Raw genomic sequence first — 24,388 nt, forward strand, 5'->3', positions numbered from 1 at the left:
CCTTAATCATTTAGTTTTTTAAATAAGTACTTTGTATTTTCGTAAATACTTTCTTCCAAGTTATAAGAAGGATCTTTTATCATCTCTTCAATAGCCCACAAGCTTTTTAAAGACAAAGATGAAATTTCTGCTATATAATAGTCATTTGATGAAATCCTTTTATCCTCAGTCTCTTTTGGCCTTACTCTTAAGAGTTCCTTTGGAGTATCCGTTGACTTTAAGTTTAATATATTTTTAATATTTTCCAATAAATGAAGCTTAACTGGTGATAAGACTTCTAAGTTTTCTTTAATAGATACAAACTTATCCTTATCAGTAAATTCCATCATCCTGGCATATTTATCAAAAATTGGATTAAAAGAATTTTTTTCTGCTTCTTTTAAGTCTTCATATATATAATTTATAACTTTTTTATTATAGGCTAAGTATTGAGCAAGTCTCATAATAAAAAATTCTTTTGGTGAATCCTGGCACACTGCCCTGCCATTAATCCCCCTAATTTGATCAAAGTTTTTCCATTCAAAATCTAAAATCCAAGAAAGTTCATCAAAAATACATGATAAATTATAATCCTCAACTATATCTTTCATCAAGTTTTTATCAATATTTGTAAATAAATATCTCATATTAATTTCCTTTCACCAAATTAATGGCCCTAATTTGTGGATTTTTAATTGAATTTTGTATTTCAATTGCATGATTTAATAAAAAATCATCATCTGATCTAGTAATAGACCTATACTTTAATATATCTCTTACATATAGACTTAATTTCTCACTCAAATAAACAAGATCTTTTTTATCATTTGATAAGAAAAATTTATTCATATCCTCAAATAACTGGTCAGGATAATACTTAATTTGTACTAGTCTTTTGTATCTTAATTTATAATAAGGCATATAAACTTTTGCAAATAAAAAAAGCACTCCAAATAAAGCTTCCATAAACTCAGCCTTTGCAAAAAAAACTGCTGAAATATCACTTCTATCAAGAGACCTTTTTAAGTTATATTGTCCAGCTTGAGCCATTTGAAATAAATAGGCTGCAAGTTTTTTTCTAACTACATCTTCTGGATAAAAATCTAGTAAATATTTTCTATAATCTGAAAATAGACTACAATTATCTAAAAAAATTTCTCCATTAGTAACAGTAGCAAGGAAAGATTCTGGAATTTTTAAAAAATCTATATCCTTAATTGGAAACTTCCTATATGATGTGTATTTTTCATAAAAATCCTCTAAAGAAAATAAGCCCACTCTTTTATCTGAAAGCTTCGAATCAATTCTCTCATATCCTAAAAATTCCTTTGGTAATTTTTTGAGTACAGATTCAATTTTATTTTTATAAATTTTTACATCATCTTCTTTTAACCAAATGCAAAATCCAGGACCAAAATCATGATCTTTTGAAATATCATCATCAAGACCAAAACATTCAGAGCCCTCTCCTACAAGTCCAATTGATGCAATATCTAAAATTTCTGGACAAGTGTCTTTAAATATAGGATAGGCTATATCATTAAAATATTTTTTAGATAATTCAATTCCTTTCATGACATATCCCTTTGTTTTTTAGCTTGATTAAGGTTTTTAACTAAAATATCCCTTACTGGACCCTTACCAACAGTTTCATCAAACACTTCCAAGGCTTTTTCATAATAATATATAGATGTATAGTATTCTTTATTATTATAGTAAATATTGGCAGCTGTTGCATAAGCATTAGCCAAGTGTGGAAGTCTTAACTTATTTTTTTCATAATAAAATATAGCCTCATTGGCATTTACCAAGGCCTTGCCAAACTTCTTTTTGAGTATTAAAATCTCTGCAAGATTAATTTTAGATACAGCTATCTTTTCTTCATTTTCTATAATTTTTAGAGCATTTTCAATATCTTCTTGGGCTAAATCAAGCATATTTTTTGCCCTATAAGCCTGAGACCTATTATTATATACACTTGCCATCAAATATTTTGTATCTTCAAGTTCTTTTAAAATATTTTCAGTTTCATTTAAATTTTTAATAGCCATGTCATAGTTTTTAGCAACTATATCGCAGTTTGATATATTTATTAGAAGACTGGCATAATCTTTTGAAATAAATCCGCAGCTGTCTAACACTAATTTTTGTATTACTTTATAAATCTTATAAGCAAAGTCTGTTTGACCCTTTACTCTAAGAAAAGATGCGAGCTCATTACCGACAGCGATAATGGCTCTTTCATCTTTTAAACTTATAGTTTTAGAAAATTCTTCCATCAAAAATAGAATAACTTCCTTGCCATTTGATTTATTAAACTTTAGCTTTAAATCTTTATAAAAGTTTGATAAATCATATTTCATGATTCTTATTTATTTTTTGGTAAAATTGTTTCAACTTCTGTATGTGGTCTTGGAATTACGTGAACTGAAATTAATTCTCCAACTCTTTGTGCTGCTGCAGCTCCTGCATCTGTTGCTGCTTTTACAGCTCCTACATCTCCTCTAACTAAAACTGTTACAAGTCCTCCACCAACATGTTCTTTTCCTACAAGAGTAACGTTAGCTGCTTTTACCATAGCATCTGCTGCTTCAATACTTCCTACTAATCCTTTTGTTTCGATCATTCCTAAAGCTTCGTTCATTTTTTCTCTCCTTTATATTTTTTATTTTTTTATTAACTTATTTATTCACCTTTGAAGGCATTTACTAGTGAGTCTACCATTTCTTTTAATTCTTCTAGGTTTATCTCACCTGTTTCATTAAAGTTTGAAGATCTTTTTTCTTCTTCTGTTTTACAATTATTACAACCTGTTGAATATTCAAAATATTTTGGTTGATTTCCATAGTTTGGTAATGAGTTATTATTTATTGAGGAATTATTTCCGTGATATTTTTTGAATAATTCATCTTCTTCAACAAGTTTATCAGCATCTTTTACTCCATAAACTAATTTTTTGAAGTTAACAAGGTGTTTTGGACCAACATTTTCAGATACGCTTGATCCTCCCATTGTTCCACAACCTAAGGTTAAAGCTATTGGAAGGCCTGTTGTAAGTCCTGTTCCTCCCATTGTTCCACCGGTATTTACAAGAATTCTACTTGCTGGTTTTATAGCAAATTTTCTTGCAATTTCTTTATCTTCTGTATGTAGGCTCATTGTGTGACCTATACCATTTTCTAGAAGTTTAAATGAAAGATCGCAAGCTTCTTTCCAATCATTTACTGTGTAAAATCCTAGTACTGATGTTAATTTTTCATAAGATAGTGGATATTCTTTTCCAACTCCATATTGTTCACCAACAAGTACTCTAGTTCCATTTGGTATACTAATTCCTGCAGCATCTGCTATAACTTTTGCACTTCTTCCTACAAAGTTAGGATTCATTGCTGTTCCATTTCTAAATAATAAGGCACAAACTTTTTTACATTCCTCATCAGTCATGAAATATGCACCAGCTTTTTCAAATTCTGATACAACTTCTTGTCTATTTGATCTTTCAACAATAAGTGATTGTTCTGATGCACAAATTGTTCCATTATCAAAAGTTTTTGATGCCATTATATTTCTAACAGCTTTTTTGATATCAGCAGTTTTTTCTATATAGGCTGGAGAGTTTCCTGCTCCTACTCCTATAGCTGGTTTTCCAGCAGAATATGCTGCTTTTACCATTGCTGGACCACCTGTAGCAATGATTAATTTAACTTCGTCAGCATGCATCAATTCATTTGTTGCATCCATTGAAAGTTTTGTTAATCCTTGTACTATATTTTCTGGTGCTCCCGCTCTTACAGCCGCTTCATTTACAATCTCAATTGCTCTTGATGTACATTTACTAGCTTTTGGATGTGGACTAAAGATTATAGGGTTTCTAGATTTTATAGCAATCATTGAATTGTATAAAACTGTTGATGTTGGATTTGTTGATGGAACAATTCCCATTACCAAACCAACTGGATCTGCTACAGTAATAACTTGACCTTTTTCGTCAGCATCTACTATTCCTATAGTTTTTTGATTTTTAATTTCTTCATATAAAAGTCCACTAGCCATGTGGTTTTTATAAATTTTATCTTCTACTTTTCCAAAACCTGTTTCTTCTACAGCAATTTCTGCTAATTCTTTTGCATGAATTTCTCCAGCTTCTGCGATTGCTTTTATAATTCTATCAATTTGATCGAATGTATAATCTCTTAATTTTTTTTCTGCTTCAGCTCCTTTTCTAGCAAGATCTCTTGCTGCTTGGATTGAAGATAGATCAAAATCTAATTCTGCCATGCTTACCTTCTTTCTAATTTATTTTTATTATTCTTTGTGTGGTAAGATTGTTTCAACTTCTGTATGTGGTCTTGGAATTACGTGAACTGAAATTAATTCTCCAACTCTTTGTGCTGCTGCAGCTCCTGCATCTGTTGCTGCTTTTACAGCTCCTACATCTCCTCTAACTAAAACTGTTACAAGTCCTCCACCGATGTTTTCTTTTCCCATCAATGTAACGTTAGCTGCTTTTACCATAGCATCTGCTGCTTCGATACTTCCTACTAAACCTTTTGTTTCAATCATTCCTAATGCGTCTAATTGTGCCATTTTTTTAATCTCCTTTTTTTCTTCTTTTTTTACATTTTTATTTGTATTTTTATTTGTATTTTTTTTGCTTACTTCTGTCTTTACTTCTTGGTCTTTTGTAGCTTCAGTTTTCTTTGCTACTTCTTGTTTTTTCTCTGTCATCTAAACCCCTTATACTATAATTTCTATAAAGTCTTTAGGACCTAAGCCTAGAGCGTTGGCTTCCTCTTGATCAATGTGACAATCAAGATATCCATTATCTCCAACCCTAATACTTACATTTTCAAGTATTGCCGATCTTTCGCCTTTAGTTCTTATTGAAACTATATCTCCATTTTTAAATCCTCTTTCTTTTGCTTGAAGATTATTAAAATGAATATGTCTTTGAGCGACTATTGCCCCTTCATTTAAAATAACTGTTCCTGCCGGTCCAATTACTGTAACTCCTGGAGTGTCTTTAAGATCACCTGAGAGTCTAAGTACTGGTTTTATACCAAGTTTAAAGGCATCCGACCTAAGTATTTCTACTTGACTTTGTTTTCTTGTTGGTCCTATTACCCTAACTTTTTCTATACAACCTTTTTTCGCTGCAATTGTTACACATTCCTTACATGCAAATTGTCCAGGTTGTGATAGGCTTTTTATTGGTGTAAGTTTATATCCCTTACCAAAAAGAGTATCTAAGTCTTTTTGTGATAGGTGAATATGTCTTCCTGATATTCCTACAGGAACTTTATAAAGGTCTATATTAACTTCGTTTTTATTTTTTTATAATTATCTACTAAACTTTCTAACAACTGACTTAAATCATTCATCCTAACCCATCATCCTTTCAATATCTGATTCAGATAATAGGCCTTGTTCTATACCTTTTTTAAGAATCTTGTAAATTTGATCTTCTGATAAAACAGCTGATGATTTTTTACAGTCTTGACTTTCTTTAACTTCTTCTTTCTTTTCTTCTATATCATTTTTTTGACTCTTACAATCACATTTTTTAAATTCTATACCAAATTCTTTTGCTAGGTCTTTGGCAGCTGCTGTGATTATAGTATTATCATCGATATAGATTTCTTTTTCATTTTTGTTCTTTAAGACTTCTTCTTGACTTATGAGTCTTTTCATCAAAACCTCCTAGAAATCACAATCCTCGTCTATTATTCCGACTATAACAGCATCTACAGGAATTTTTTGATTTTGATTTTCCTCTAGGATTGCTCTTGCAGATGAGCCTTGGGTTATAATTACCCTATCTCCCCTACCAGCACCTATTGTATCTACTGCTACTATTTTTTATTTTCTCACTTCCATCTAAAATTTCTACTAACATAAATTTAAGACCGTTTAGTGAATCATACTTTCTTGTAGCCCATACATTGCCTATAAGTTTTGCGATTACCATATATCTTTTTCCTTAATTTTTTCTTCAATATTTCTTAGGGCGACCTTAACTTCTTCCATCTCTCCTATTATTGCGAGCATAATCATATTTTGTGGACATGAACCTCTAACATCTATAACTTCAACTCCACTAGTTTTATAAGCTATGTCACTTGCTAGAGTCATTTCAATTAATTTCCCCTGAACAAGTCCCATTGCTCCAGGATTTGTTTCGATTTTTAATTTTGATCTGTTTTTAACAATATCAAGTGTAGCTGGGCTTGGCGCCTTTATTAGTCTAATATCCATTTTTTTGATCCTCTATTAGTGATAAGGCTATGCCTATTGGTGTTACAAACATAGGGTTTGATGGTTTTAGAGTTTTTATATTTGTCTTTTTAGAAACATAATCTTCCATTCCACTTAAAAGTGCTGTACCACCTACTAAAACAATTTGATCAATTTCTTGGTCTTTACTTGAATTTTCAATTATAGAAATTATTTTATCTATAACAGGTCTTACTACAGGAAATATTTCCTTATGTTTAGAAAAATCTCTTTTTAATTTTTCTGCACTATCAAAGTCTATTTTATATGCTCCTGATAGGACTAATGAGAAATGGGTTCCCCCTGTAGGCTCATCTAAAACTTTAACTACTTTTTCATTTTTTATTATTGATATTCCAGTTGTACCACCACCAATGTCAACTACAGCTCCATTATCAAGATTTAATAATTTATTTGCAGCTGTTGGTTCGTCTAGGACTTTTTCTACTATAAAACCACTTGATTCAGCAACATTTTTAACGGCTCCACCGTCTATATTCTCTGTTCCTGGTGGTATAGCACATCCTGCAATAAGAAGTTCTTCTCCTAGTTTTTCTTCTAGTTGATTTTTTAACTTTCTTACTATATCGCAAGCTCCTATATAATCTACAACCATTCCATCCCTAACTACTTGAGCAAATTCATAAGCTCCTGCAACTGGTCTTTTGTCTTCATCAAAGACGCATAAGACTATAAAAGCAGTTCCTATGTCTATACCTGTATAGAGTTTTTTATTTTTGTTTTTATGGGCTTTTCTATTGATTGTTCAAAGTCTTTTATGACTTTATTTACATTTTCTAAATTAATAAGCTTATCCTCCTTTGCTAATGTTTATAAACCATTTATAAAGTCTAGAAGCTAATTTATCTATGAAATCTTCATTTTTTTCTTCTTTGATTTTATTAAGTTTCTCAATTGCTTCATCAATACTTACAAAGCTTTTAAGATATGGATTATCAAGGTTCATGTTTATGTAGATATTAATAGCCTCTTCTTTTTTACATTCTTTTTCCTCTAGGTCTATTTTTTCATTTTTATAAATTTTTATCGCTAAGTTATTTAGATAAGTTGCAAATTCATGATCAAAATCTCTTATTTCAAGTGCTAGTTTTTTAATTATTAGCACTACTTTCTTATCTAATTTATCATCATCCGATTTTTTAGAATCTGGATTATCCTTTAGCTTAATTTCTTCTTTTTTATTTTTTTAGGCTTTGACTTGTCAATTATGTCAATTCTAAAATCTAAAAGAAATTGTCTAGCTTGTGGAGTTAGCTTACTACCTTTTTCAATGATATATGAGTCAAAAGGGCTTTTTTTGTATTGGTATCTTAAATTTTCTTCTGTTATAAAAAGCATCTTTCATCCTCAATTTCTTTTATATATTTTCTTAACTTATCTAGACCCATGCCTTTTTTAATAGATATCTCAAATATATGATCACTTCCAATAGCCTCGGCTATTTGTCTTAATTTTTTACTTGTTTTTTATCATATAAGTCAATCTTATTAATTACAGTAATAGTTGGTCTAGTAAATGACTTGGCAAAGTTTGGTGGGAAATGACAATCTTTTTCTAGGTCTATCATGAAAATATTTACTAATGCTTGATTTTGACCAACCATAATCAAGGCACTATTTAAGTAAGGATTTTCAATATAGCCTTCTGAAACTTCAATAGTCTTATCTCTAAATTGCAAGTCTAAACTTTTTTTTGCTTTAAGGTCAACTCCTTCAATTAAGCTTGCTAGACTTGTTTTTCCCACCCCATCATTGCCAGCTATCAACCACTTTCTTCTCATGACTTTGTCACAGGACAAGAGGTAAATTTTAGCATGGATTCAAAAGTATATTTAACTGCCTCTAAGGACTGTTTTACACTTTCATTATCACCTTGTAAAAGTACGCATCCGTTGAATCTATCTATAAAACAAACTTCAACGCTTGCAGCCTTTGCTGCTACATCAGCTGCTATTATAGAACTTTCTGTTGGGGTTAGGGTCATAATTCCAATGGCATTTCCCTTATCCAAACCGATTTTCTCATTCACCGATGGATCGGGAGATGAAATAAGATGAAGAAGGGTTATTTGTTTACCTGGAACTGATTCTTGAACTATTCTTTGTAAATTTTCCATATAATCACCTAATGCCTTACTAAATTTACTTCAATTTTATTTTCATCAATCCATTTTTGAATTGCATCAAGTTGTTCATTTGATAAGGCAAATTCTCCTTCCATTTCACTATCCATTGGATAGTCCATATCGAGTTGTTCGTATTTTCCAACTCCATACCTATGATAAGGGAGTAAATCTATGCCATCAAAATTTTTAAAACATTTAAAATCTTCTAAAAAATCGACAACTGCCATTATTTCTTCATGACTATCATTTACGCCTTTTAAAATTGGCATCCTTACCCTAACTTTTTTTCCACTTTCGAGTAAATATCTTAGATTGGATAAGATTCTTTCATTATTTACTCCAGTCCAATATTTATGTTTTACAGGATCCATTTGCTTAATATCAAATAAGAAAATATCTACATGGTCTTTTATTAGGTCTAAAGATTTTCTTGGCATATATCCACAAGTTTCTATAGCTGTATTTATTCCATCCATATGACTTGCTTCGAGTAAGGATTTTAAACTTTCGGCTTGGGCACTACATTCTCCACCACCTACTGTAAGTCCTCCTCCACTCATCATATAAAAATCTTTATCTTCTTTAACAATATCCATCAATTCAGTTATTGTTTTATCTTCACCAACAATTTCTATAGCTTTTTGTAGGCAATTTTTCTCACATCTTCTACAACCAATGCATGTTATATCTCTATGGACTTTGTGGATGCCATTTTCCATATAATGAATTTTTTTAGGGCAAACATCTACACATTGACCACAATTTATACAAGCATTTTTTTTGATCATTACTTGATATTCGCTTTTTAATCCTTCAGGGTTGGAGCACCACTTACACCTAAGTGGGCAACCCTTGAAAAATATTAAAGTTCTTACACCTGGACCATCATGGACGTTGTATTTTTGAGTATTGAAAATTCTAGCAGTTCTTTCAATTCCTTCTTTTTTTGAATCTACATCCATTTATATTCCTTTCTAGTCTAGAAATGTTCTAGCATTGTACGGCTTATAATTTCGTCTTGTACATCCTTACATAATTCAACGAAGAATGCTGAGTATCCAGCTACACGAACAACTAAGTCTCTGTGTTTTTCTGGATGAGCTTGAGCATCTAACATGGTTTCATTGTCTAGGTAGTTAAATTGCATCTCACCATTTCCATACATACAAGCTGTACGTAATAAGGTTACTAGAGCATTTTCACCTTCTATAGAATCTAAAATTCCCTTTTGAATTTTAAAGTTGTGTACCATACCCATGTTCATTGAATCATTTGCCATTTTTGATACTGATTTAATGATTGCTGTTGGACCGTTAAAGTCAGCACCTTGTGTTGGTGATATACCATCAGATAATGGTGTCCATGCATCACGGCCGTTTGCAGATGCTCCTGTCATTTGTCCAAATGGTGTGTTGTTTGATATTGAAAGTGTTCCATGGCAAAGTCTAGAATAAAGTGTTCTATATTTAGCATGTTCTCTTTCTGTAAAGTTTATAATATCGTTACAAATGCTATCTGCATAGTCATCATCATTTCCATATTTTGGTGCATCTAAGCAATCTCTTTTAATTTGATCATAGCCTTTAAATTCTGCTTTTAATGCTTCATTTAATTGTTCTAGGCTATATTTTTTATCATCGTAAACCAATTTTTTGATTGCTGCCATACTATCTGCATAAGTTGCAAGTCCTGACCATACAACTCCTGGTCCGAAGTTATACATAGCTCCACCTGCTGAAACATCTTTACCATGTTCCATACAACCTTCATACATTACTGACATTAATGGCTTTGGTGCCATGTCTCTGTGAACTCTTTGAGAAATTGTTGTTGCAGCTGCTGTTAATTTTGTTATATATGAAATTTGTTCTTTTACAGCTTTTTCAAATTTTTCCCATGTATCAAAGTTTGATAGGCTTCCTAAATCAGGTGTTACTTGTTTTCCATACCAAAGTGGAACACCATGGTTAAGTGTTAATTCTATTGCTATTGGCCATTGTGTATATGAAGTTGATGTCCATTGATATAATCTTCCAGATTTTTGTGGCTCAACGCAACCCATCATACAATAATCTCTAGCATCTTCTACGCTTACTCCCTTAGCAAGCATCATTTTTATGTGAGTATCATCAAAGTGACAAGCAGGGAATCCCATTCCAGCTCTTACTACATCTACAATTTTTCTTAAGTATTTTTCTGGAGATTTTGTGTGAATTCTTGTTGCAAGTGATGGTTGGTATACTTTTACGTGTCTTACTGCATCCATTAATAGGTATGTCAAATCATTTGTTGCATCAGCACCTTCTCTTGTAACACCACCGATTGTCATATTTACAAATGGTTGGTATCCTGCAAAGAATTTAGATGATCCTTCGCTTGTTAACCACATCATCTCACTCATCTTTATTAACATACATCCTGCAAGCTCAAATGCTTGGTAGTCATTCATTCTTCCACTTTCGATGTCTGCTTTGTAGAATGGATACATGTATTGGTCAACTCTTCCTATAGACATTCCTGTTTGGTTTTCTTCAACTACTAGTAAGGATTCTATTGTCCAAACAGCTTGAATAGCTTCCCAGAATGTTCTTGGTTTGTTTGCTGGAACATAAGCATTTACTTCTGCTATTTTTTCCAATTCCATTTTTCTTTTTGGATTTGTTTCTTTTTGAGCTAATTGTTTTGCGTATTCGCTTAATCTTTTAGCATAAATCATTACTCCTTCAGTTGTTTCAATAACTGACTTGTAGAAGTAAATTTTATCTATATCTTCTGGATTTGAATAATCAAGTTTTTCTAAGTGATCTTTCGCTTCTTGTTGGATATCTTTCATTCCTTTTTTCATTAGAATTACGTCATATCCTGGGTTTGAATCTCCTCCTCCGTTTACTTGGTGGTAAGAACAGTCTGATACGAAAGATTCTCCTGATAATTCCCATACTCCTGCATCTCTATATTGGTCTTCACAAACTTCATCAAGACTTCTTCCTTCCCAGAATGGGAATAATACGTCTTTACAATATTGTTTATCTTCTTCTGAAATGTGGAATGGATCTTGAGGTCTATTTTCAATTGTATCTAATTCATCTCTTAGCCATCTCCAAGATATATCTGGAGAAAATGCTCCACTTCTTGGTGCTCCACAAGGTGAACCTACTATTAATTCATTATCTTGAATAACAAGTGGTGCTGTTTCACAATTTTTTCTAAAAGCTTTTGCTCTTAGTACATTCTTTGGCATTCCTGGATTTTCTCTTGTAAGTTCTGTTACTATTTTTGCCCTATGTAAGGTTATAGTTGGAACTTGTTTTAAAAAGTTTGCTTTTAGATCAACAAGTCTTTGTGTTGGTCCATCAGGAATTTGTGTTCCTTCTGATTGTATTCCTACATTTAAATTTGTATTGTTATTATCTTCTTTGTTTAATTGGTCTTGTACTTTTTCAAATAATTGACGTACACTTTCTTTTTCAGAATCTGACATATGCTCTGTAGCCATTGCCAATTTCTTAGAAAACTCTCTTAAGTCCATTTCTCCTCCTAATAATTTTTTTCTAATGAATTTAATATTTTTTCAAATAAATCTTTGTCTTTTTTCACTGTTTTTTTACTTAGAAAAGAATTTATATCTTTTTCATCGCATATACCAATTTCTCTAAATTTCATAAAGTGATTTGGTGTTAGGGATGTTTGATTTAATCCTTCTATTTTTTTAGTCGATAGGCTAAAACTTATTGGAAGATTAGTTCCTATTCCTACTGATCCTAAACCTGTTGGAGAATTTACTAGAACTCTTGCAACCGGTTTTTTTTTCTATAAATTGTTCTATTACATAGGAATCATTGGAATATATTGAAAGGCTTTGACCTTTTTTGTCATTTAAAATTAATTCAACACATTTTTCGCAAGCGTTTAACCAATCATTTTCAATATATAGGGAAAGAATAGGATTGTATTTTTCTTTTGAGTAAGGGCTATTTTCTGATACATAAGGTTTGGTAACTACTAAAATCTTTGTATCTGAATTAACCTTTATTCCTGCAATTTCGGCAATTTGTTTTGCACTTCTTCCTATAAGTTCCTTCCTGCAATTGTAATTTTTGTCATATAAAATTTTTTCAAGTTTTATATGCTCGTCCTTGCTTAAAAAAATATGCACCATATTCTTTAAATTTTTGAACGACTTGGTCATAGGCATTTTCCTCTACTACTACCGATTGCTCAACGCCTGGCAAAAGACCATTATTAAAGGCTTTTGAATTTATAACTTCACAACTTGCCTTATCTATATCGCAATCTTTATCTATAAATACTATGTTATTGCCTATTTCTGCTTTAAAAATTTGAGCCTGATCGTTTTGAATTTCTCTTTTATCTTCACTTAGAAGATTTTCTAATATGAAAGAAACTTTATCGCTTTCGTATAAGGTTTTTTCTCCTAAGTCAGAATTGTAGGTTAAGATATCTAAAAATCCTCTTGGATAAAAATCTTCTTTTAAGATTTTTTTAATATCTTCAACCATCTTTGTTACTGTATTTTCACATCTTGTATCACTTACTATAATAAGAGGATTTAGGGCCCTTATTGCAAAATAAATTGCTTGAAAACAAGTAAGTGTTGATAGGTATGGGGCTATAAATACAAGGCTAAGACCTTTTGAAAGGGCTACTTGTCTTGAATTTTGACCGCTTACTATGTCAAATATGTTAGGATAGAAATCTAGCTCGTTATCTAAATTATCTAAATAATATTTACCAAGCTTTATCTCATCCTCATATCTTCCATACGATGTTTCTTCAAAAGACATTTTTGCAAGTTGGTCTATGTTAGCTTTATAGTATTGTTTTATTTTATTTAATAGGTCATTTCTTTCTTCCTTGTCAATTTCAAGAAGAGATTCCTTAGAACTTTCTGCCTGCTCTAGTAAAATCCTAGCTTGTTGAACTGAAAGAAGATCTGTATCTATTACTTTCATAGTCCCCCCCTTATATCAAATTATCTAAATTATAAATTTCGGTTACTTTTTCTAAATCTGGATGTGGGCTTGGTATTACTAAAGATGAGTAAACTTCTGCTCCCATAGCTTCTACTGCCTTAACTCCTGCTTCTACTGCAGATTCAACTGCTGATACATCTCCTTTTACAAGTACTGAAATATATCCACTAGCTACGTTTTCGTAGCCTACAATTTCTACGCCACTTGCTTTTTCCATTGCATCTGCAGCTTCTAGCACATATACTAAACCGAAAGTTTCTATGCCTCCTAATGCTTGCATATTCACTCCTAATCTTCTACTTTATGAACTGATATTACCTTGCTTACATTTGTTACTGGTCTTTTCATAACATTGTGAGCTGTGATTTTCCCGATTTTTTCGCCTTCAGCTACTCCAGCTTCTACTGCACTTATACATGAAGAAACATCTCCTCTTACTATTACAGTAACAAGGGTTGATCCAATATTTTCATAAGATACAAGTTTTACATCAGCTGCTTTTAACATGGCATCTAGTGCCTTTATAGCTGGTAACATGCCCAAAGTTTCTATAAGACCTATTGCTTGTGATTCGTACTGCATAATTTCACCTACTTAATATAAGAATTTATAGTGTTTTTTTGATCTTCGCTTGCTTTGTAATATACGACTAATTCATCATCTATTAAGGTGTATGAATCTTCATCTACTAAGCCATTTTCCTTAGCTGTCATAAGACTTTCTATTATGTTAGCTTTAGTAAAAGCCTTATGATCTTTAAATTCATCTTCCAAAGCTAGATAAACATCATTTGCACTTGCCTTGTCTACATTAGTAAAATATTTTAATATTTCATAATTTAATGGTCTTCTCATTATTTGTTACCTCTTTTTAAATAATCAAGTGGATTTACACTCATTATGAAAATACCTAATGCCATAAGAAGTGATCCTACCCATGCTATTGGTGCTATTTCATAACCTGGATTTTTCAAAATTATTCCAAGTATAATCCAGCAGAAAAATGGTCCCCAGAAAGTATATGTACCATTACAAGCCATACCTAAGGCTGCACCGCACATTGAATTTCCCTTATACCAAAAAGCAAATGATATAAATGTAAAAAATCCACTGGCAAACAAGATTAAGATTGTTGGATCAGTTATAGCATTAACGAAAAGATTTGAAATAAGATGAATCCCGCTTCCTTCAATTACTCCAAAAATTGGTAAGACTATTAGTAGGTTTGTTAATGAAGATGTTGTTTGTCTTATTGCAATTCCTATTTCAGAATCAATCATTGATGTTCCAAATCCTGCTATAACTCCTTCAAGTCCCCAGCCAAAGGCTGCAACTATTGCAAGAATTATTCCTAAAACCATTCCATCTTTAACTTCTCCTGTAAGACTTGTTGCACCTATTAAAAGAGAAGATGCCAAGCAAATTACAATTCCTAGGATTGTTCTTGCTGATAATTCTTGTTTTAAAATTACTCTTCCAAGTATAGCTCCGATGGCAACATTAAGACCTGCTATTGGAATAACAACTGGTCCTCCCATTTGAACAGCAAGAATATATGTAACTCCTGCTATAGGTCCTCCGACTACAGCCGCAAATACCATAATCATTCCAGGTTTTGTTTTTAAAGTTTTTAGAAAATCTCCAAATTTTCCCTTAATTATTGAATTTGCTAAAGCCCAGATTGCCGATGTTAAATCATTTATTCCTGTTGCAAGTGTACCAAGAATAAAAGCTATGGTAATATCAGAAAGTCCAGCTTCGCCTGAATACCAATACTTCCATATTCCATATACTGTGGCTGTAGTAACTAATGCTGTGTAAAGTCCGTAATAAATACCAGATTGAATTCCAATATTTAATCCCTTGTTAAAATACTTTTTATCAAGTTTTTTCTTAGTGGATTCTGCTTTACTAACAGCATTTGAATAATTTTTTGTTTTTTCCACCACTTCGTCTCCTTTTTTCTTAATTTGGAAATATATAATGTTTTCCTTATCTAAATATTAACAATATACCTAACGTAAAAGTCAACTTTTTTTACTTGACCAACGTTTTCCGTTGAAATTATAGCTTTCTTTTGATATTTTTTTGTCATACCATGCTTAAATCTTTTATTTAACTCTAACCTATGCGTAAAAGTTTTTGATTTCTTTGCAGGTTTTTTTAGTTATTTTTTGAGATAAATTTTTATAAAATACATTAATTTTTTTAATATATTTTATAAAAATTTAAAAATTTAAGTCTTTTTATAATTTTCTATGGTCATTCCTTCATGTTTTTTGAAAACTTTAGAAAAATATGAGTAATCACTATAGGATAAATAATTTGATAGGTCAACCATGGTCATTTCCTCATTAATTATTATCTCTTTGCCTATATTTATTTTTAATAAATTTATGTAGTTGACAACTGTTATTTTAAAATTACTTCTAAAAAGTCTACTTAAATAAGCCTGAGATATGGCACAATTTTTTACTATATCATTTAAGGAGATGTTTTTGTATATATTATTATTTATATATATAAAGACATCTTCTAGTATAGAAAAATCTTTGCACGCCTTTACTTGATACAAGTCTTTTAAAAATTCAAAGGCTATTATGTCAAGAATTTTAGAATTAGTCATATTCTTTGAAAAATAATTACTAAGATTTATATTTCCTATTTTTTCCTTTATTAATATTTTTTCTAGGACAAACTCTAGCTTTTTTCTTTGTAATTTAGATGATTTATCAAGACATACTTCTTTTAGCTTAGTTTTTAAAATATCTAAGCTTTTTAAAAAGTCCCTTTCTTTTAGCTTTATATTAAATTCTGTCAAAAAATCATCCAGATTTATATTTATAGACTCTTCTTTTAACTTTATTAATTTATTTGTTATATCTTTTTTAGATATGGGTTTTTTTATAATGTCATTAAAATCAAGGTTTAATTTATTAATGTTTGCCAAGTTTATATCTCTTGAAAGTAGAAAAATTTTAATTTTTTTATTTTTTAATTTGATTTTTTCTATAAAGTTTAAAAATTTTGAATTTTGCATAGACACTTCTAATATTATTACATCAACATTATTTTTATCTATATGGGCTAGGGCCTGATCTATTGTGTTTTTTGTAATAATTTCTTTTGCCATCTTACTTTCTTCTAAAATTTTTATTAAGGTTTTTCTAGTTAAACTTTGATTGTTTATTATCATAAGATTAAACATTTAATCACCTATCTCGTATTTAATAAGTACTTGATTTTTATTATTTTCTTTGATTATTCTTAGTTCTTTGTCTTTACTATCTTCTATCGTATGTTTTATATAAGCAAGGTATGAAGAAATTTCTATAGACTCATATTCTGTCATGTAAGTCTTTTTTAATATCCCCATCGATTTTTCACCTAGGCCTATACCATTATCTGATATTTTTATAATAATTTCATTTTCCTTAGAACTTATATTAAGGTCCATATGATAAGGATCATCAAGGTATTTAAGGCTAATATTTGCCATTAAAACTGTATAAATAATTATAGGTCTATATGAAATAAGGAAGTTAGAAATTGACTGATCTACAGAGATATTGTAAGTAAACCTATCAGAATATTGAATTTTTTTTATTTCCAAATAAGATTTTACTAAATCAGAAATTTCATCAATAGGTAGGATTGCCTTATTTACAAAATTTATAGCAAAAAATACTAAATTATCAATATAAAAATTCATAAGATTTTTATCAGCTAATATGGAAAGGTTGGATAATATTTCTAATAAATCGTTTATTACATTTTTATTTATATTATTTCCTAAAACTTGTAATCTTTCCTCAAAATTTTTATTTGATTTTTCTAATAAGGAAATATCTTTTTCAAGAATACTAATATTATTTTTATAAGACTTCTCCATATTCCTTATTTGTATTTCTTTACTTATAATTTCTGTGATTATAAATTCAACTAATTTTACTGAATTTACAAAGTCTTGGTATTTTAATACTTTTCCTGAACTTAAGTCTTTTTTACTTTCTAAATCTTCTATTTTTTCATTGCCTAAAATCCATTTTTCTTCAATTTTTAAAATATCATCTGGTGGATTTGGACAATCTATTTGACCTCCTACTAGAGCACCCAAATAAGTATCGTCAATAATTATAGGAATTGCAACTTCCAACATATCAAAAGGACATAAATAAATTGAAGTCTTTTTGGTAACAGCTGCCCTGATAGCTCCTGAGGCATCTGATAATTCACATATGCGTTTGCAAATAGGATTTTTTCTTATACTTGCACAGTGCTTTGTGAAATTAGTCATTTTTGTTAGGGGCTCGCCCTTGTAGTCTATAGCTACAAAGGCAATGCCTGTAACATCAGATATTAACTTTTGTATTTGTTCAAGTTTTTCTTTTCCAAAAATTGATAAAAGATCTATACCATCTCTAATATCTTGGCTTGAATTTGAATGATTAGTCATATTTTCCATAAAAACCCCTTGTTTGTAATTAGCTACTTATCTATAATTTTACAATTTTTTTGCTAATTTTAAAACAAAGAATTTTATAATAGCCTATCTTATCGAAAATCCATCTACCAGAACACACCTTCTTTTTATGGCAAAATTTCTTGTACTTGTAGAGCCTTCTCCTGTCTTATTGGCTATAGTAAAGCTAACTGGATTATCATCTGAAAATCCTATCCCATCTAAGGATGAACCATTTTTTACGAATATACAAGTTTTTAACTCTTTTGCTGCTATATTCATCCTTCTTATACTGTTTGAATGAATACCTGCCGTATGATATAATCCTTGTTCTAAAAGTATAGCTGTATTTAAAGCCTCATCAAAATCACTTTCCCTAATCACTGACAAAATTGGCATAAGTTGTTCCTCTGTTGCTAGTGGATGAATTTTCGGCAAATCTACAGCTATTAATTTATAGTCTCCATCATTTTTGATGCCAGCATAATTTAAAATTTCTCCTACTGATTTTCCTCCAAAAAATTTATTTATTTTAAAGTCTTCAGTTAGGACAACCTTGGTAAGTTTTAACATATCTACTACATTATCTATGTAAAAACACCCCTGGCTGATTAAGGATTTTTTCAATTTTTCATATATAGCATCAACAACAACTATATTTTTTTCTGTAACACATAAGATATTATTGTCGAAACTTGCACCTTTAACTATTTTTCTAGCAGCATCATCAATATCTGCCGTTTCATCTACTATAAAGGTTGGATTGGCAGGGCCAGCTGAAATTACTTTCTTGTTACACTTATAAGCTTCCTTAGCAATATAGCTTCCACCTGTAACAACTAATAAGTCCAACTCTGGATGGTTCATTAGTTCATTTATATTTTTAATACTTAAATCATCCAAGCAAGTAACCAAATTTTCTATTCCAGATGATTCGATAATAATTTTATTTAAGAGGCCTGTCAAAAATTTAGTTACTTCAATAGCCCTTGGATGAGGACAAAGAACAACTGAATTTCCAGCTGCTATCATACCTATTACATTATTTATCACAGTTGCAACAGGATTAGTGCTTGGTAGCAAGGCAGCAGAAACCCCATAAGGAGAATATTCATATAGGGTCATAACCCTATCTTTGGTATAAACTTCCGATACTAAATCTTCTGTTCCTGGAGTTTTTTCAATGCTTAGTCGGATTTTTTCTTTCTTGTCATCCAATTTTCCCATATTTATTTCAGAAAATGACATTTCTGCCAACTTATCTGCATAGTTACTTAATGTTTTTCTTATATTTTCTATTATTTTTTCTCTATTTGCTAAACCAAATTCTCTATAAGACTTATAAGCTATTTTAGACTTTTCTATTATCTCGCATACACTACTGTAAACTCCTAGATTTGTCATGATTTTTTCCTTTTATTTTATAAAATATTAAAGTTAGTTAAATTTTAATTTTTTATATATAAGGAGTTGAAGAAGATACAGGTTCTTCACCTAGAGTTGACAATAACTTCTTACCTAAGTCAATAGATGTTTTTACAGCTTGTCTTACAGCTCCTGAATCTCCTGTAAAACATAAGATGACCTCGTTTGAAAAACTTGTTCCATGAGCAGGTGATGAGTATCCAACTATATCTACATTAGCTGCTTTAACTGCTGTATCAGCTAAAACTGTTCCTATAGCTGCAGGAGATCCTATTACCATTCCAAAACTTTTTCCTAATGGAGTACTGAAGGCTTTTTCAAGACAATAGCTTGCCCTTGCTGTATATTGAAATTCCAAATGACCTGCCTCATTTCCATAAACATCTCCAAAATATTTTGGTGTAGCTTCTAGGGCTATTTCTACAGCACGTCTTACATCAGAAACATCATCTGCTCCAAGATAAATTAGGACACCATGTCCTCCTCCACCTTTTGTATCTCTTGGCATTTCTATAGCAAGAACTTCTGTATTTGTAGCTTTTACAGCATCATCAACAGCCATTATTTGAGGACCAGCCCCTGTTCTTGAACCTATTATTCCAAGAGACCTGTATTTACCAAGGTTCATTTTTTTTGCAAGTTCAAAGTCAACACCTGCAATAACAAGTCCTATTGTATCTCCATCTGTTGTTCCAACAAATTCAGTAACACCAATGTCCTGATTAGATTTTCTTGGTTTTTTTTCTTTTTCTATATCATCAGATACTTGCCCGATGATTTTTTCTAGTAAATCTTTGTCCATTTTATCCTCCAATTTCACATATAAATCCTTCAGATTCAACTAGTTGTTTTAGCTTTTCTATATGCTTTTCATCCAATTTTCCTATATTTTTTAGCTTGTAATCTCTGCCCAAAAGTTCATATTTCTTTTCTCCATAATTATGGTAGGGAAGTATGTGGATTTCTTTTACTTTTGGCAAAGTTTTTATAAATTTTATCATGTCCCTATACTCATTTATATCAGAATTGACTGTAGGTATAGTTGGTATTCTTATTATTGTGTGTGTTATATCTTGAATTAAGTATGAATTTTCTCTTATGAGTTTATTACTTACTCCAGTCCATTTTTTATGGATCTCATCATTGCTAGCCTTGCAATCTAATAAGGCTAAATCAATGTATGGCATAACCTTATTTATAGCATCCTTACTTGCATAACCTTCAGTTTCAATTGCTGTATGCCAGCCTCTAGCCTTGCAGGCTTTTAATAGTTCCCTGCAAAAGTCAGCTTGCATTAGGGCCTCTCCTCCAGATAAGGTAATTCCTCCATTTGACCTATGATAATAAGATTCGTCCTTTTTTAATTCATTTATAACTTCTTCAACAGTCATATTTTTACCCTTAATTTCTAAGGCTCCGGTAGGACATATATTAGCACAGTCTTCACAAAGTATACATTTTTCCCTATCAATTAAATTTGGATTTGAAGGATCTAGGGCCCCTTGCTTGCAAGCTTTTAAACATAAATTGCAGTGTATGCAAAGCATTTTTCTATAAAGTAGCTCTCTGTTTGGATGCTGAGATTCTGGGTTAGAACACCATGCACAACGCAAAGGGCATCCTTTCAAAAAAACTATGGTTCTAATTCCAGGGCCGTCATTAATAGAGTATCTTTGAATATCAAATACAACACCTTGTTTTTTGTAGTCTATAGAATCCATAGCTGATCCTTACTACATTGTATGTTCTGTTCTGCTTATAATATCATCTTGTACATCTTTTGCTAATGTAACAAAGTGTGCTGAGTATCCAGCTACCCTAACTAATAAGTCTTTGTGATCTTGTGGATTTTCTTGAGCATCGATTAAAGTTTGTCTATCTATAACGTTAAATTGAATATGAGCACCCTTGTGATCAAAGTATGATTTTATTATAGATACAAAGTTTTTAAGCCCTTTTTCACCTTCTACAGATTTTGGTGAGAATTTTTGGTTGTAAAGTGTACCATTTGATGCTTGGAAGTGAGGAAGTTTTGCAACAGAGTTTGCAGCTGCTGTTGGTCCATTAGCATCCTTTCCTTGTCTTGGTGAAACTCCATCTGCTAGTGGCGCTCCTGCAAGTCTACCATCAGGTAAGGCTCCTACATCTTTTCCAAATAATACGTTTGCTGATACTGGATATATACCTGCTTGGAAAGCACCGCCTCTTGGGTTTGTATACTTATCTACCTCATCACAATAAATTTGTGCAACTCTTATTGCAAATTCATCGCATCCTTGATCATCGTTACCAAAACTACCAGTATTATCTAGAATTTTTTGGATTGTTTTAAATCTTCCTGTTTCATTTGCAGAGCATCCACAAGCTGATTGGTAAGAAGAGTTTTCTGTATTATTTAATTCAAGTTTTTTAGCAATTTCATCTACATCTGTTGTGTCAGAGTTTGATAAGATTTTCTTTATCGCATCATAAATTTCTGCTTCGGATAATTGTCCTACTTTTGCAGAAACACTATCTCCTCCACAAGGTCCTGGCATTATAGAATCTGTAAAGCCAAAGTTATTTTCTAAAGCTTCTTTTAATTCTTCAAGGCTTATTCTCTTATTTTCAAATACATTCTTTTCAATAGCATATAAAGAATCACCAGAATCTGCTACTCCAAATGCTTGAGGTCCTGTAAAGTTATATAAAGCTCCTCCTGATTGAGAAGATTTACCTCTTTTAATACAATCATCTACCAAAGCTGACATAAATGGAAGATTTCCTCTTTGCATGTGGGCATAATCTACACAGTTATCTGCCTCTGCTAGATATTTTACAAAGTAAGCCATTTGTTTTTCAAACGCTTCTATAATTTGTTCTATAGAAGTCATTTCTGTAATTTCTCCAGTTACAGGTCCTAATTGTTTTCCATTACACCTACCATTATTAAGTGTAATTTCTAAAACTTTTGCTGCATTAAAGAAAGCCGCATCGTGCCATCCTTCTGTTTTATGGCTTGCTTGTGGTTCAACACAACCTATGATTGAATAATCTCTTGCATCTTCAAGTTTAACCCCTCTTGATACCAAGTTTAATATTATTACTTCATCATTATAAAAAGCAGGTACTCCATAACCTAATCTTGAAACTTCACAAGCTCTTAGTAAAAATTCATAAGGAGAATTTTGGTGTACTCTTACTGAAAATGAAGGTGCTGGAAGGGCAACGTGAGATACAGATTCCATACACATATAGGAAACATCATTTGTAGCATCAAGGCCATGGATATCTTGTCCACCTACACATAGGTTTTGGAACATTGAATATCCTGCAAAAGCTTGGGCAGATACTTCATCTCTCGTCTTATTTATATCATTAAATTTAACCCAAATACAATCAACTAATTCTTGGGCAAGTTCCCTATCTATGCTATCATTTTTTAAATATGGATACATGTATTGGTCAAATCTACCTGGGCTTATTGAGTGACCATTAGATTCTATTTGTACCATCAATTGGATAAACCAGAATGATTGGCATGCTTCCCAAAATGTATCTGCTCCATATTCTGGAACTTTTTTACAAATATCAGATATTTTTAGTAATTCTTCTTTTCTTTTAATATCGTTTTCTTTATCAGCAAGCTCTCTTGCCTTTTCTGAATATCTGTGAGCAAATTTAATAGCAGCTGTATATGTAATTATAAGTGCCTTATAAAATTGCATTTTTTCTATAGTTTCAGGATCCTTATCGTCAAGTTTTCTCATAGCAAGAATAACTTCTTCTAAAACTCCCCTAAATCCTCTTTTTAAAATTTTTCCATAGTCTACAGTTACGTGACCTACTCCACCATAGAAATAATTTCCTACAGAAAATATACCATTTTCTATACAATCTTTAGCTTCTTGACTCATAAGAGAGTCTGCATATTCAGAATTTGTTTTTCCCTTCCAATATTTGAAAATTTCCTTTAATTCTTCTTTTGTTTCTTCTCTTATCAAAAATGGATCGGCAGACCTTGTTGCCATAGTATCAAATTCATCTGCAACCCATGAATATGAAAATTCTGGACACAAACCTGTTGATCTTGGTGTTTTTGTCAAAGAACCAACAACTAGTTCGTCTTCTCTTATTGTTACAGGTAGATTTTTAAAAAGCTTTTCACAAGCTTTGGCACGTCTTAGTATATTTGACATACCTTCTGTTTCTTTGTAAGATTCTGTTATTAATCTAGCCCTGTCTGCTTCAACCTCTGGAGTTGCGTTAATTATTACTTTTCTAAGTCTTTCAACTCTTTGTGTAGGTTTACTAAAGCCTCTTTCTATCATTTTTCCCTCCTAAAATCAGAATATTTCTTTATAAGGCGATGATATAATGAAAACGTTAATTTGTAAATATATTATTAAAGCTAAATAATTGCATTATTCAAACCTACATTTTTTGTAAACAAGTTTATTTTTAGGTTTTTTTAATATTTTTCTATAAAAATTTCTGTCTATATTCCTCATAACCAGAACATTTTATATTTTTTTGTATTATTCAATACTATTAATCCTATTAAAATTTTTACTTTCTTATATATATATTTAAAAAATCATTTTCTCCAATTTTTTAAACAATCTATAAGGTTATTTTTTTAGTCTTTCTAGTGAAATTTTTTTATATTCTTATCTACATCCCAATAAATTTCCCTATATTTTTCGTCATAAATTTTTAAAATTTCAGGCATAGACTCGCTCATTTTTTCCATTTTTTTAAATTCCTCATAATCTTTCCAAAATAATTTTCCTTCCCTATTATCTTCAATTAATTTGCCAGAAAAATCCTTTGTTTGGTATAAAAGTCCCACATCTTTTTGAAATTCGCCCTCATCATTTGTAAAGGTCCAAGTTATTATTCCAATAAGTTCAGGATTTTTTATATCCAGGTTTGTTTCTTCTTTTGCCTCTCTTATTACTGAATTTTCAAAAGATTCATTTTCTTCAACTTTTCCTCCAGGAAAGGTGAGACCTTCCCAGCCGAATTTTTTCTTTTTATCTAATACTAGGACTTTTTTATTTTTTTCATCGTAAATTTTTACCATGTTCATTAATCTAATTTTCATTATTTCTCCAATCCATAAAAAAAGG

General features: G+C 31.0%; 30 protein-coding genes and 1 pseudogene. All 31 read right to left on the reverse strand.

Annotated features, from left to right (window positions below):
* Nucleotides 1-2: 2 nt before the first annotated feature.
* The gene (locus ANHYDRO_RS03980; RefSeq protein WP_004813756.1) at nt 3-626 is read right to left on the reverse strand and encodes a DUF4125 family protein; all 624 of its coding nucleotides are present in this window, start codon (nt 624-626) and stop codon (nt 3-5) included.
* Nucleotide 627: 1 nt separating this feature from the next.
* Nucleotides 628-1,554 (reverse strand): DUF4037 domain-containing protein, encoded by a 927-nt coding sequence (locus ANHYDRO_RS03985; protein ID WP_004813758.1) that lies wholly within the window; start codon nt 1,552-1,554, stop codon nt 628-630.
* On the reverse strand, nt 1,551-2,342 hold the full coding sequence (locus tag ANHYDRO_RS03990) for a hypothetical protein (RefSeq protein ID WP_004813760.1): 792 nt from the start codon (nt 2,340-2,342) through the stop codon (nt 1,551-1,553). Before ANHYDRO_RS03990 ends, ANHYDRO_RS03985 begins: the two co-directional genes overlap by 4 nt.
* A 5-nt stretch (nt 2,343-2,347) precedes the next feature.
* Nucleotides 2,348-2,623: an ethanolamine utilization microcompartment protein EutM gene (gene eutM / locus ANHYDRO_RS03995; protein ID WP_004813762.1), complete on the reverse strand. Its 276-nt coding sequence runs from the start codon at nt 2,621-2,623 to the stop codon at nt 2,348-2,350.
* Nucleotides 2,624-2,664: 41 nt separating this feature from the next.
* Nucleotides 2,665-4,257, reverse strand: a complete 1,593-nt coding sequence (locus tag ANHYDRO_RS04000; protein ID WP_004813764.1) for an acetaldehyde dehydrogenase (acetylating) — start codon at nt 4,255-4,257, stop codon at nt 2,665-2,667.
* Between the two features lie 27 nt (nt 4,258-4,284).
* Complete coding sequence (gene eutM, locus ANHYDRO_RS04005; RefSeq protein ID WP_037376806.1) at nt 4,285-4,566, reverse strand: ethanolamine utilization microcompartment protein EutM; 282 nt, start codon at nt 4,564-4,566, stop codon at nt 4,285-4,287.
* 150 nt (nt 4,567-4,716) lie between these two features.
* Entirely contained in the window at nt 4,717-5,292 is a 576-nt protein-coding gene (locus tag ANHYDRO_RS09605) for a phosphate propanoyltransferase (RefSeq protein WP_316244743.1), read from the reverse strand.
* Nucleotides 5,293-5,361: 69 nt separating this feature from the next.
* The gene (locus ANHYDRO_RS04010) at nt 5,362-5,670 is read right to left on the reverse strand and encodes a hypothetical protein (RefSeq protein ID WP_004813768.1); all 309 of its coding nucleotides are present in this window, start codon (nt 5,668-5,670) and stop codon (nt 5,362-5,364) included.
* Between the two features lie 9 nt (nt 5,671-5,679).
* Nucleotides 5,680-5,947, reverse strand: a pseudogene (locus ANHYDRO_RS11335) (EutN/CcmL family microcompartment protein).
* Nucleotides 5,941-6,234 (reverse strand): BMC domain-containing protein, encoded by a 294-nt coding sequence (locus ANHYDRO_RS04020; RefSeq protein ID WP_004813771.1) that lies wholly within the window; start codon nt 6,232-6,234, stop codon nt 5,941-5,943. The pseudogene ANHYDRO_RS11335 and the gene ANHYDRO_RS04020 overlap by 7 nt, the downstream one beginning before the upstream one ends.
* Entirely contained in the window at nt 6,224-7,015 is a 792-nt protein-coding gene (eutJ, locus tag ANHYDRO_RS04025; protein WP_162010668.1) for an ethanolamine utilization protein EutJ, read from the reverse strand. The genes ANHYDRO_RS04020 and eutJ overlap by 11 nt, the downstream gene beginning before the upstream one ends.
* Nucleotides 7,016-7,063: 48 nt before the next feature.
* Nucleotides 7,064-7,378 (reverse strand): hypothetical protein, encoded by a 315-nt coding sequence (locus tag ANHYDRO_RS10490; RefSeq protein WP_004813774.1) that lies wholly within the window; start codon nt 7,376-7,378, stop codon nt 7,064-7,066.
* A 53-nt stretch (nt 7,379-7,431) separates the two neighbouring features.
* The gene (locus ANHYDRO_RS10495) at nt 7,432-7,611 is read right to left on the reverse strand and encodes a hypothetical protein (protein ID WP_004813776.1); all 180 of its coding nucleotides are present in this window, start codon (nt 7,609-7,611) and stop codon (nt 7,432-7,434) included.
* Nucleotides 7,612-7,720: 109 nt separating this feature from the next.
* A complete protein-coding gene (locus ANHYDRO_RS04035) occupies nt 7,721-8,038 on the reverse strand; it encodes a EutP/PduV family microcompartment system protein (protein ID WP_244261635.1) in 318 nt (105 codons plus the stop codon).
* A gap of 11 nt (nt 8,039-8,049) precedes the next feature.
* Nucleotides 8,050-8,388: a BMC domain-containing protein gene (locus ANHYDRO_RS04040; RefSeq protein ID WP_004813780.1), complete on the reverse strand. Its 339-nt coding sequence runs from the start codon at nt 8,386-8,388 to the stop codon at nt 8,050-8,052.
* Between the two features lie 8 nt (nt 8,389-8,396).
* Nucleotides 8,397-9,359, reverse strand: a complete 963-nt coding sequence (cutD, locus tag ANHYDRO_RS04045) for a choline TMA-lyase-activating enzyme (protein WP_004813783.1) — start codon at nt 9,357-9,359, stop codon at nt 8,397-8,399.
* 17 nt (nt 9,360-9,376) lie between these two features.
* A complete protein-coding gene (cutC, locus tag ANHYDRO_RS04050; protein ID WP_004813785.1) occupies nt 9,377-11,926 on the reverse strand; it encodes a choline trimethylamine-lyase in 2,550 nt (849 codons plus the stop codon).
* 8 nt (nt 11,927-11,934) lie between these two features.
* Nucleotides 11,935-12,060 carry a hypothetical protein gene (locus ANHYDRO_RS11170; protein ID WP_004813786.1) on the reverse strand — a complete coding sequence of 42 codons (126 nt, stop codon included), beginning with the start codon at nt 12,058-12,060 and terminating at the stop codon, nt 11,935-11,937.
* Nucleotides 12,061-12,136: 76 nt separating this feature from the next.
* Nucleotides 12,137-12,556, reverse strand: coding sequence for an aldehyde dehydrogenase family protein (locus ANHYDRO_RS10500; protein WP_004813789.1), 420 nt, complete (start codon nt 12,554-12,556; stop codon nt 12,137-12,139).
* Nucleotides 12,513-13,370 (reverse strand): aldehyde dehydrogenase family protein, encoded by an 858-nt coding sequence (locus tag ANHYDRO_RS10505; protein WP_004813790.1) that lies wholly within the window; start codon nt 13,368-13,370, stop codon nt 12,513-12,515. The genes ANHYDRO_RS10500 and ANHYDRO_RS10505 overlap by 44 nt, the downstream gene beginning before the upstream one ends.
* A 10-nt stretch (nt 13,371-13,380) precedes the next feature.
* Entirely contained in the window at nt 13,381-13,671 is a 291-nt protein-coding gene (locus tag ANHYDRO_RS04060; RefSeq protein WP_037376788.1) for a BMC domain-containing protein, read from the reverse strand.
* An 8-nt stretch (nt 13,672-13,679) separates the two neighbouring features.
* Nucleotides 13,680-13,973 (reverse strand): BMC domain-containing protein, encoded by a 294-nt coding sequence (locus tag ANHYDRO_RS04065; RefSeq protein WP_004813794.1) that lies wholly within the window; start codon nt 13,971-13,973, stop codon nt 13,680-13,682.
* A gap of 8 nt (nt 13,974-13,981) precedes the next feature.
* Entirely contained in the window at nt 13,982-14,245 is a 264-nt protein-coding gene (locus tag ANHYDRO_RS04070) for a hypothetical protein (RefSeq protein ID WP_004813796.1), read from the reverse strand.
* A complete protein-coding gene (locus ANHYDRO_RS04075) occupies nt 14,245-15,339 on the reverse strand; it encodes a DMT family transporter (RefSeq protein ID WP_004813797.1) in 1,095 nt (364 codons plus the stop codon). The genes ANHYDRO_RS04070 and ANHYDRO_RS04075 overlap by 1 nt, the downstream gene beginning before the upstream one ends.
* 287 nt (nt 15,340-15,626) lie before the next feature.
* Nucleotides 15,627-16,598 carry a response regulator transcription factor gene (locus ANHYDRO_RS09330; protein WP_004813799.1) on the reverse strand — a complete coding sequence of 324 codons (972 nt, stop codon included), beginning with the start codon at nt 16,596-16,598 and terminating at the stop codon, nt 15,627-15,629.
* Nucleotides 16,599-17,855 (reverse strand): PocR ligand-binding domain-containing protein, encoded by a 1,257-nt coding sequence (locus ANHYDRO_RS04085; RefSeq protein WP_004813801.1) that lies wholly within the window; start codon nt 17,853-17,855, stop codon nt 16,599-16,601. It abuts the gene before it with no gap.
* Between the two features lie 84 nt (nt 17,856-17,939).
* Nucleotides 17,940-19,256 (reverse strand): aldehyde dehydrogenase, encoded by a 1,317-nt coding sequence (locus tag ANHYDRO_RS04090; RefSeq protein WP_004813804.1) that lies wholly within the window; start codon nt 19,254-19,256, stop codon nt 17,940-17,942.
* Between the two features lie 52 nt (nt 19,257-19,308).
* Nucleotides 19,309-20,079 carry a propanediol utilization microcompartment protein PduB gene (gene pduB, locus ANHYDRO_RS04095; protein WP_039913988.1) on the reverse strand — a complete coding sequence of 257 codons (771 nt, stop codon included), beginning with the start codon at nt 20,077-20,079 and terminating at the stop codon, nt 19,309-19,311.
* Between the two features lies 1 nt (nt 20,080).
* Nucleotides 20,081-20,998, reverse strand: coding sequence for a glycyl-radical enzyme activating protein (locus tag ANHYDRO_RS04100; protein ID WP_004813808.1), 918 nt, complete (start codon nt 20,996-20,998; stop codon nt 20,081-20,083).
* A gap of 12 nt (nt 20,999-21,010) precedes the next feature.
* Nucleotides 21,011-23,587, reverse strand: a complete 2,577-nt coding sequence (locus tag ANHYDRO_RS04105; RefSeq protein ID WP_004813811.1) for a glycyl radical protein — start codon at nt 23,585-23,587, stop codon at nt 21,011-21,013.
* Nucleotides 23,588-23,904: 317 nt separating this feature from the next.
* Nucleotides 23,905-24,363 carry an NUDIX domain-containing protein gene (locus ANHYDRO_RS04110; RefSeq protein WP_039914000.1) on the reverse strand — a complete coding sequence of 153 codons (459 nt, stop codon included), beginning with the start codon at nt 24,361-24,363 and terminating at the stop codon, nt 23,905-23,907.
* Nucleotides 24,364-24,388: the final 25 nt, after the last annotated feature.

This window comes from Anaerococcus hydrogenalis DSM 7454, from assembly GCF_000173355.1.
GTDB classification, from domain to species: Bacteria; Bacillota; Clostridia; order Tissierellales; family Peptoniphilaceae; genus Anaerococcus; species Anaerococcus hydrogenalis.

Excerpts from the sequence above, each read along its gene's own strand:
- ANHYDRO_RS04090 (WP_004813804.1), bottom strand. The coding sequence starts at position 19,256 with ATGACAAATCTAGGAGTTTACAGTAGTGTATGCGAGATAATAGAAAAG.
- ANHYDRO_RS04085 (WP_004813801.1), bottom strand. The coding sequence starts at position 17,855 with ATGGAAAATATGACTAATCATTCAAATTCAAGCCAAGATATTAGAGAT.
- ANHYDRO_RS04100 (WP_004813808.1), bottom strand. The coding sequence starts at position 20,998 with ATGGATTCTATAGACTACAAAAAACAAGGTGTTGTATTTGATATTCAA.
- ANHYDRO_RS04000 (WP_004813764.1), bottom strand. The coding sequence starts at position 4,257 with ATGGCAGAATTAGATTTTGATCTATCTTCAATCCAAGCAGCAAGAGAT.
- cutC (WP_004813785.1), bottom strand. The coding sequence starts at position 11,926 with ATGGACTTAAGAGAGTTTTCTAAGAAATTGGCAATGGCTACAGAGCAT.
- ANHYDRO_RS03990 (WP_004813760.1), bottom strand. The coding sequence starts at position 2,342 with ATGAAATATGATTTATCAAACTTTTATAAAGATTTAAAGCTAAAGTTT.
- ANHYDRO_RS03985 (WP_004813758.1), bottom strand. The coding sequence starts at position 1,554 with ATGAAAGGAATTGAATTATCTAAAAAATATTTTAATGATATAGCCTAT.
- ANHYDRO_RS04070 (WP_004813796.1), bottom strand. The coding sequence starts at position 14,245 with ATGAGAAGACCATTAAATTATGAAATATTAAAATATTTTACTAATGTA.
- ANHYDRO_RS04040 (WP_004813780.1), bottom strand. The coding sequence starts at position 8,388 with ATGGAAAATTTACAAAGAATAGTTCAAGAATCAGTTCCAGGTAAACAA.
- ANHYDRO_RS11170 (WP_004813786.1), bottom strand. The coding sequence starts at position 12,060 with ATGAAATTTAGAGAAATTGGTATATGCGATGAAAAAGATATAAATTCT.
- eutM (WP_037376806.1), bottom strand. The coding sequence starts at position 4,566 with ATGGCACAATTAGACGCATTAGGAATGATTGAAACAAAAGGTTTAGTA.
- ANHYDRO_RS04065 (WP_004813794.1), bottom strand. The coding sequence starts at position 13,973 with ATGCAGTACGAATCACAAGCAATAGGTCTTATAGAAACTTTGGGCATG.
- pduB (WP_039913988.1), bottom strand. The coding sequence starts at position 20,079 with ATGGACAAAGATTTACTAGAAAAAATCATCGGGCAAGTATCTGATGAT.
- ANHYDRO_RS03980 (WP_004813756.1), bottom strand. The coding sequence starts at position 626 with ATGAGATATTTATTTACAAATATTGATAAAAACTTGATGAAAGATATA.
- ANHYDRO_RS04060 (WP_037376788.1), bottom strand. The coding sequence starts at position 13,671 with ATGCAAGCATTAGGAGGCATAGAAACTTTCGGTTTAGTATATGTGCTA.
- ANHYDRO_RS09330 (WP_004813799.1), bottom strand. The coding sequence starts at position 16,598 with ATGTTTAATCTTATGATAATAAACAATCAAAGTTTAACTAGAAAAACC.
- ANHYDRO_RS04010 (WP_004813768.1), bottom strand. The coding sequence starts at position 5,670 with ATGAAAAGACTCATAAGTCAAGAAGAAGTCTTAAAGAACAAAAATGAA.
- cutD (WP_004813783.1), bottom strand. The coding sequence starts at position 9,359 with ATGGATGTAGATTCAAAAAAAGAAGGAATTGAAAGAACTGCTAGAATT.
- ANHYDRO_RS04105 (WP_004813811.1), bottom strand. The coding sequence starts at position 23,587 with ATGATAGAAAGAGGCTTTAGTAAACCTACACAAAGAGTTGAAAGACTT.
- ANHYDRO_RS10495 (WP_004813776.1), bottom strand. The coding sequence starts at position 7,611 with ATGCTTTTTATAACAGAAGAAAATTTAAGATACCAATACAAAAAAAGC.
- ANHYDRO_RS04020 (WP_004813771.1), bottom strand. The coding sequence starts at position 6,234 with ATGGATATTAGACTAATAAAGGCGCCAAGCCCAGCTACACTTGATATT.
- eutM (WP_004813762.1), bottom strand. The coding sequence starts at position 2,623 with ATGAACGAAGCTTTAGGAATGATCGAAACAAAAGGATTAGTAGGAAGT.
- ANHYDRO_RS04110 (WP_039914000.1), bottom strand. The coding sequence starts at position 24,363 with ATGAAAATTAGATTAATGAACATGGTAAAAATTTACGATGAAAAAAAT.
- ANHYDRO_RS10505 (WP_004813790.1), bottom strand. The coding sequence starts at position 13,370 with ATGAAAGTAATAGATACAGATCTTCTTTCAGTTCAACAAGCTAGGATT.
- ANHYDRO_RS10500 (WP_004813789.1), bottom strand. The coding sequence starts at position 12,556 with ATGGTGCATATTTTTTTAAGCAAGGACGAGCATATAAAACTTGAAAAA.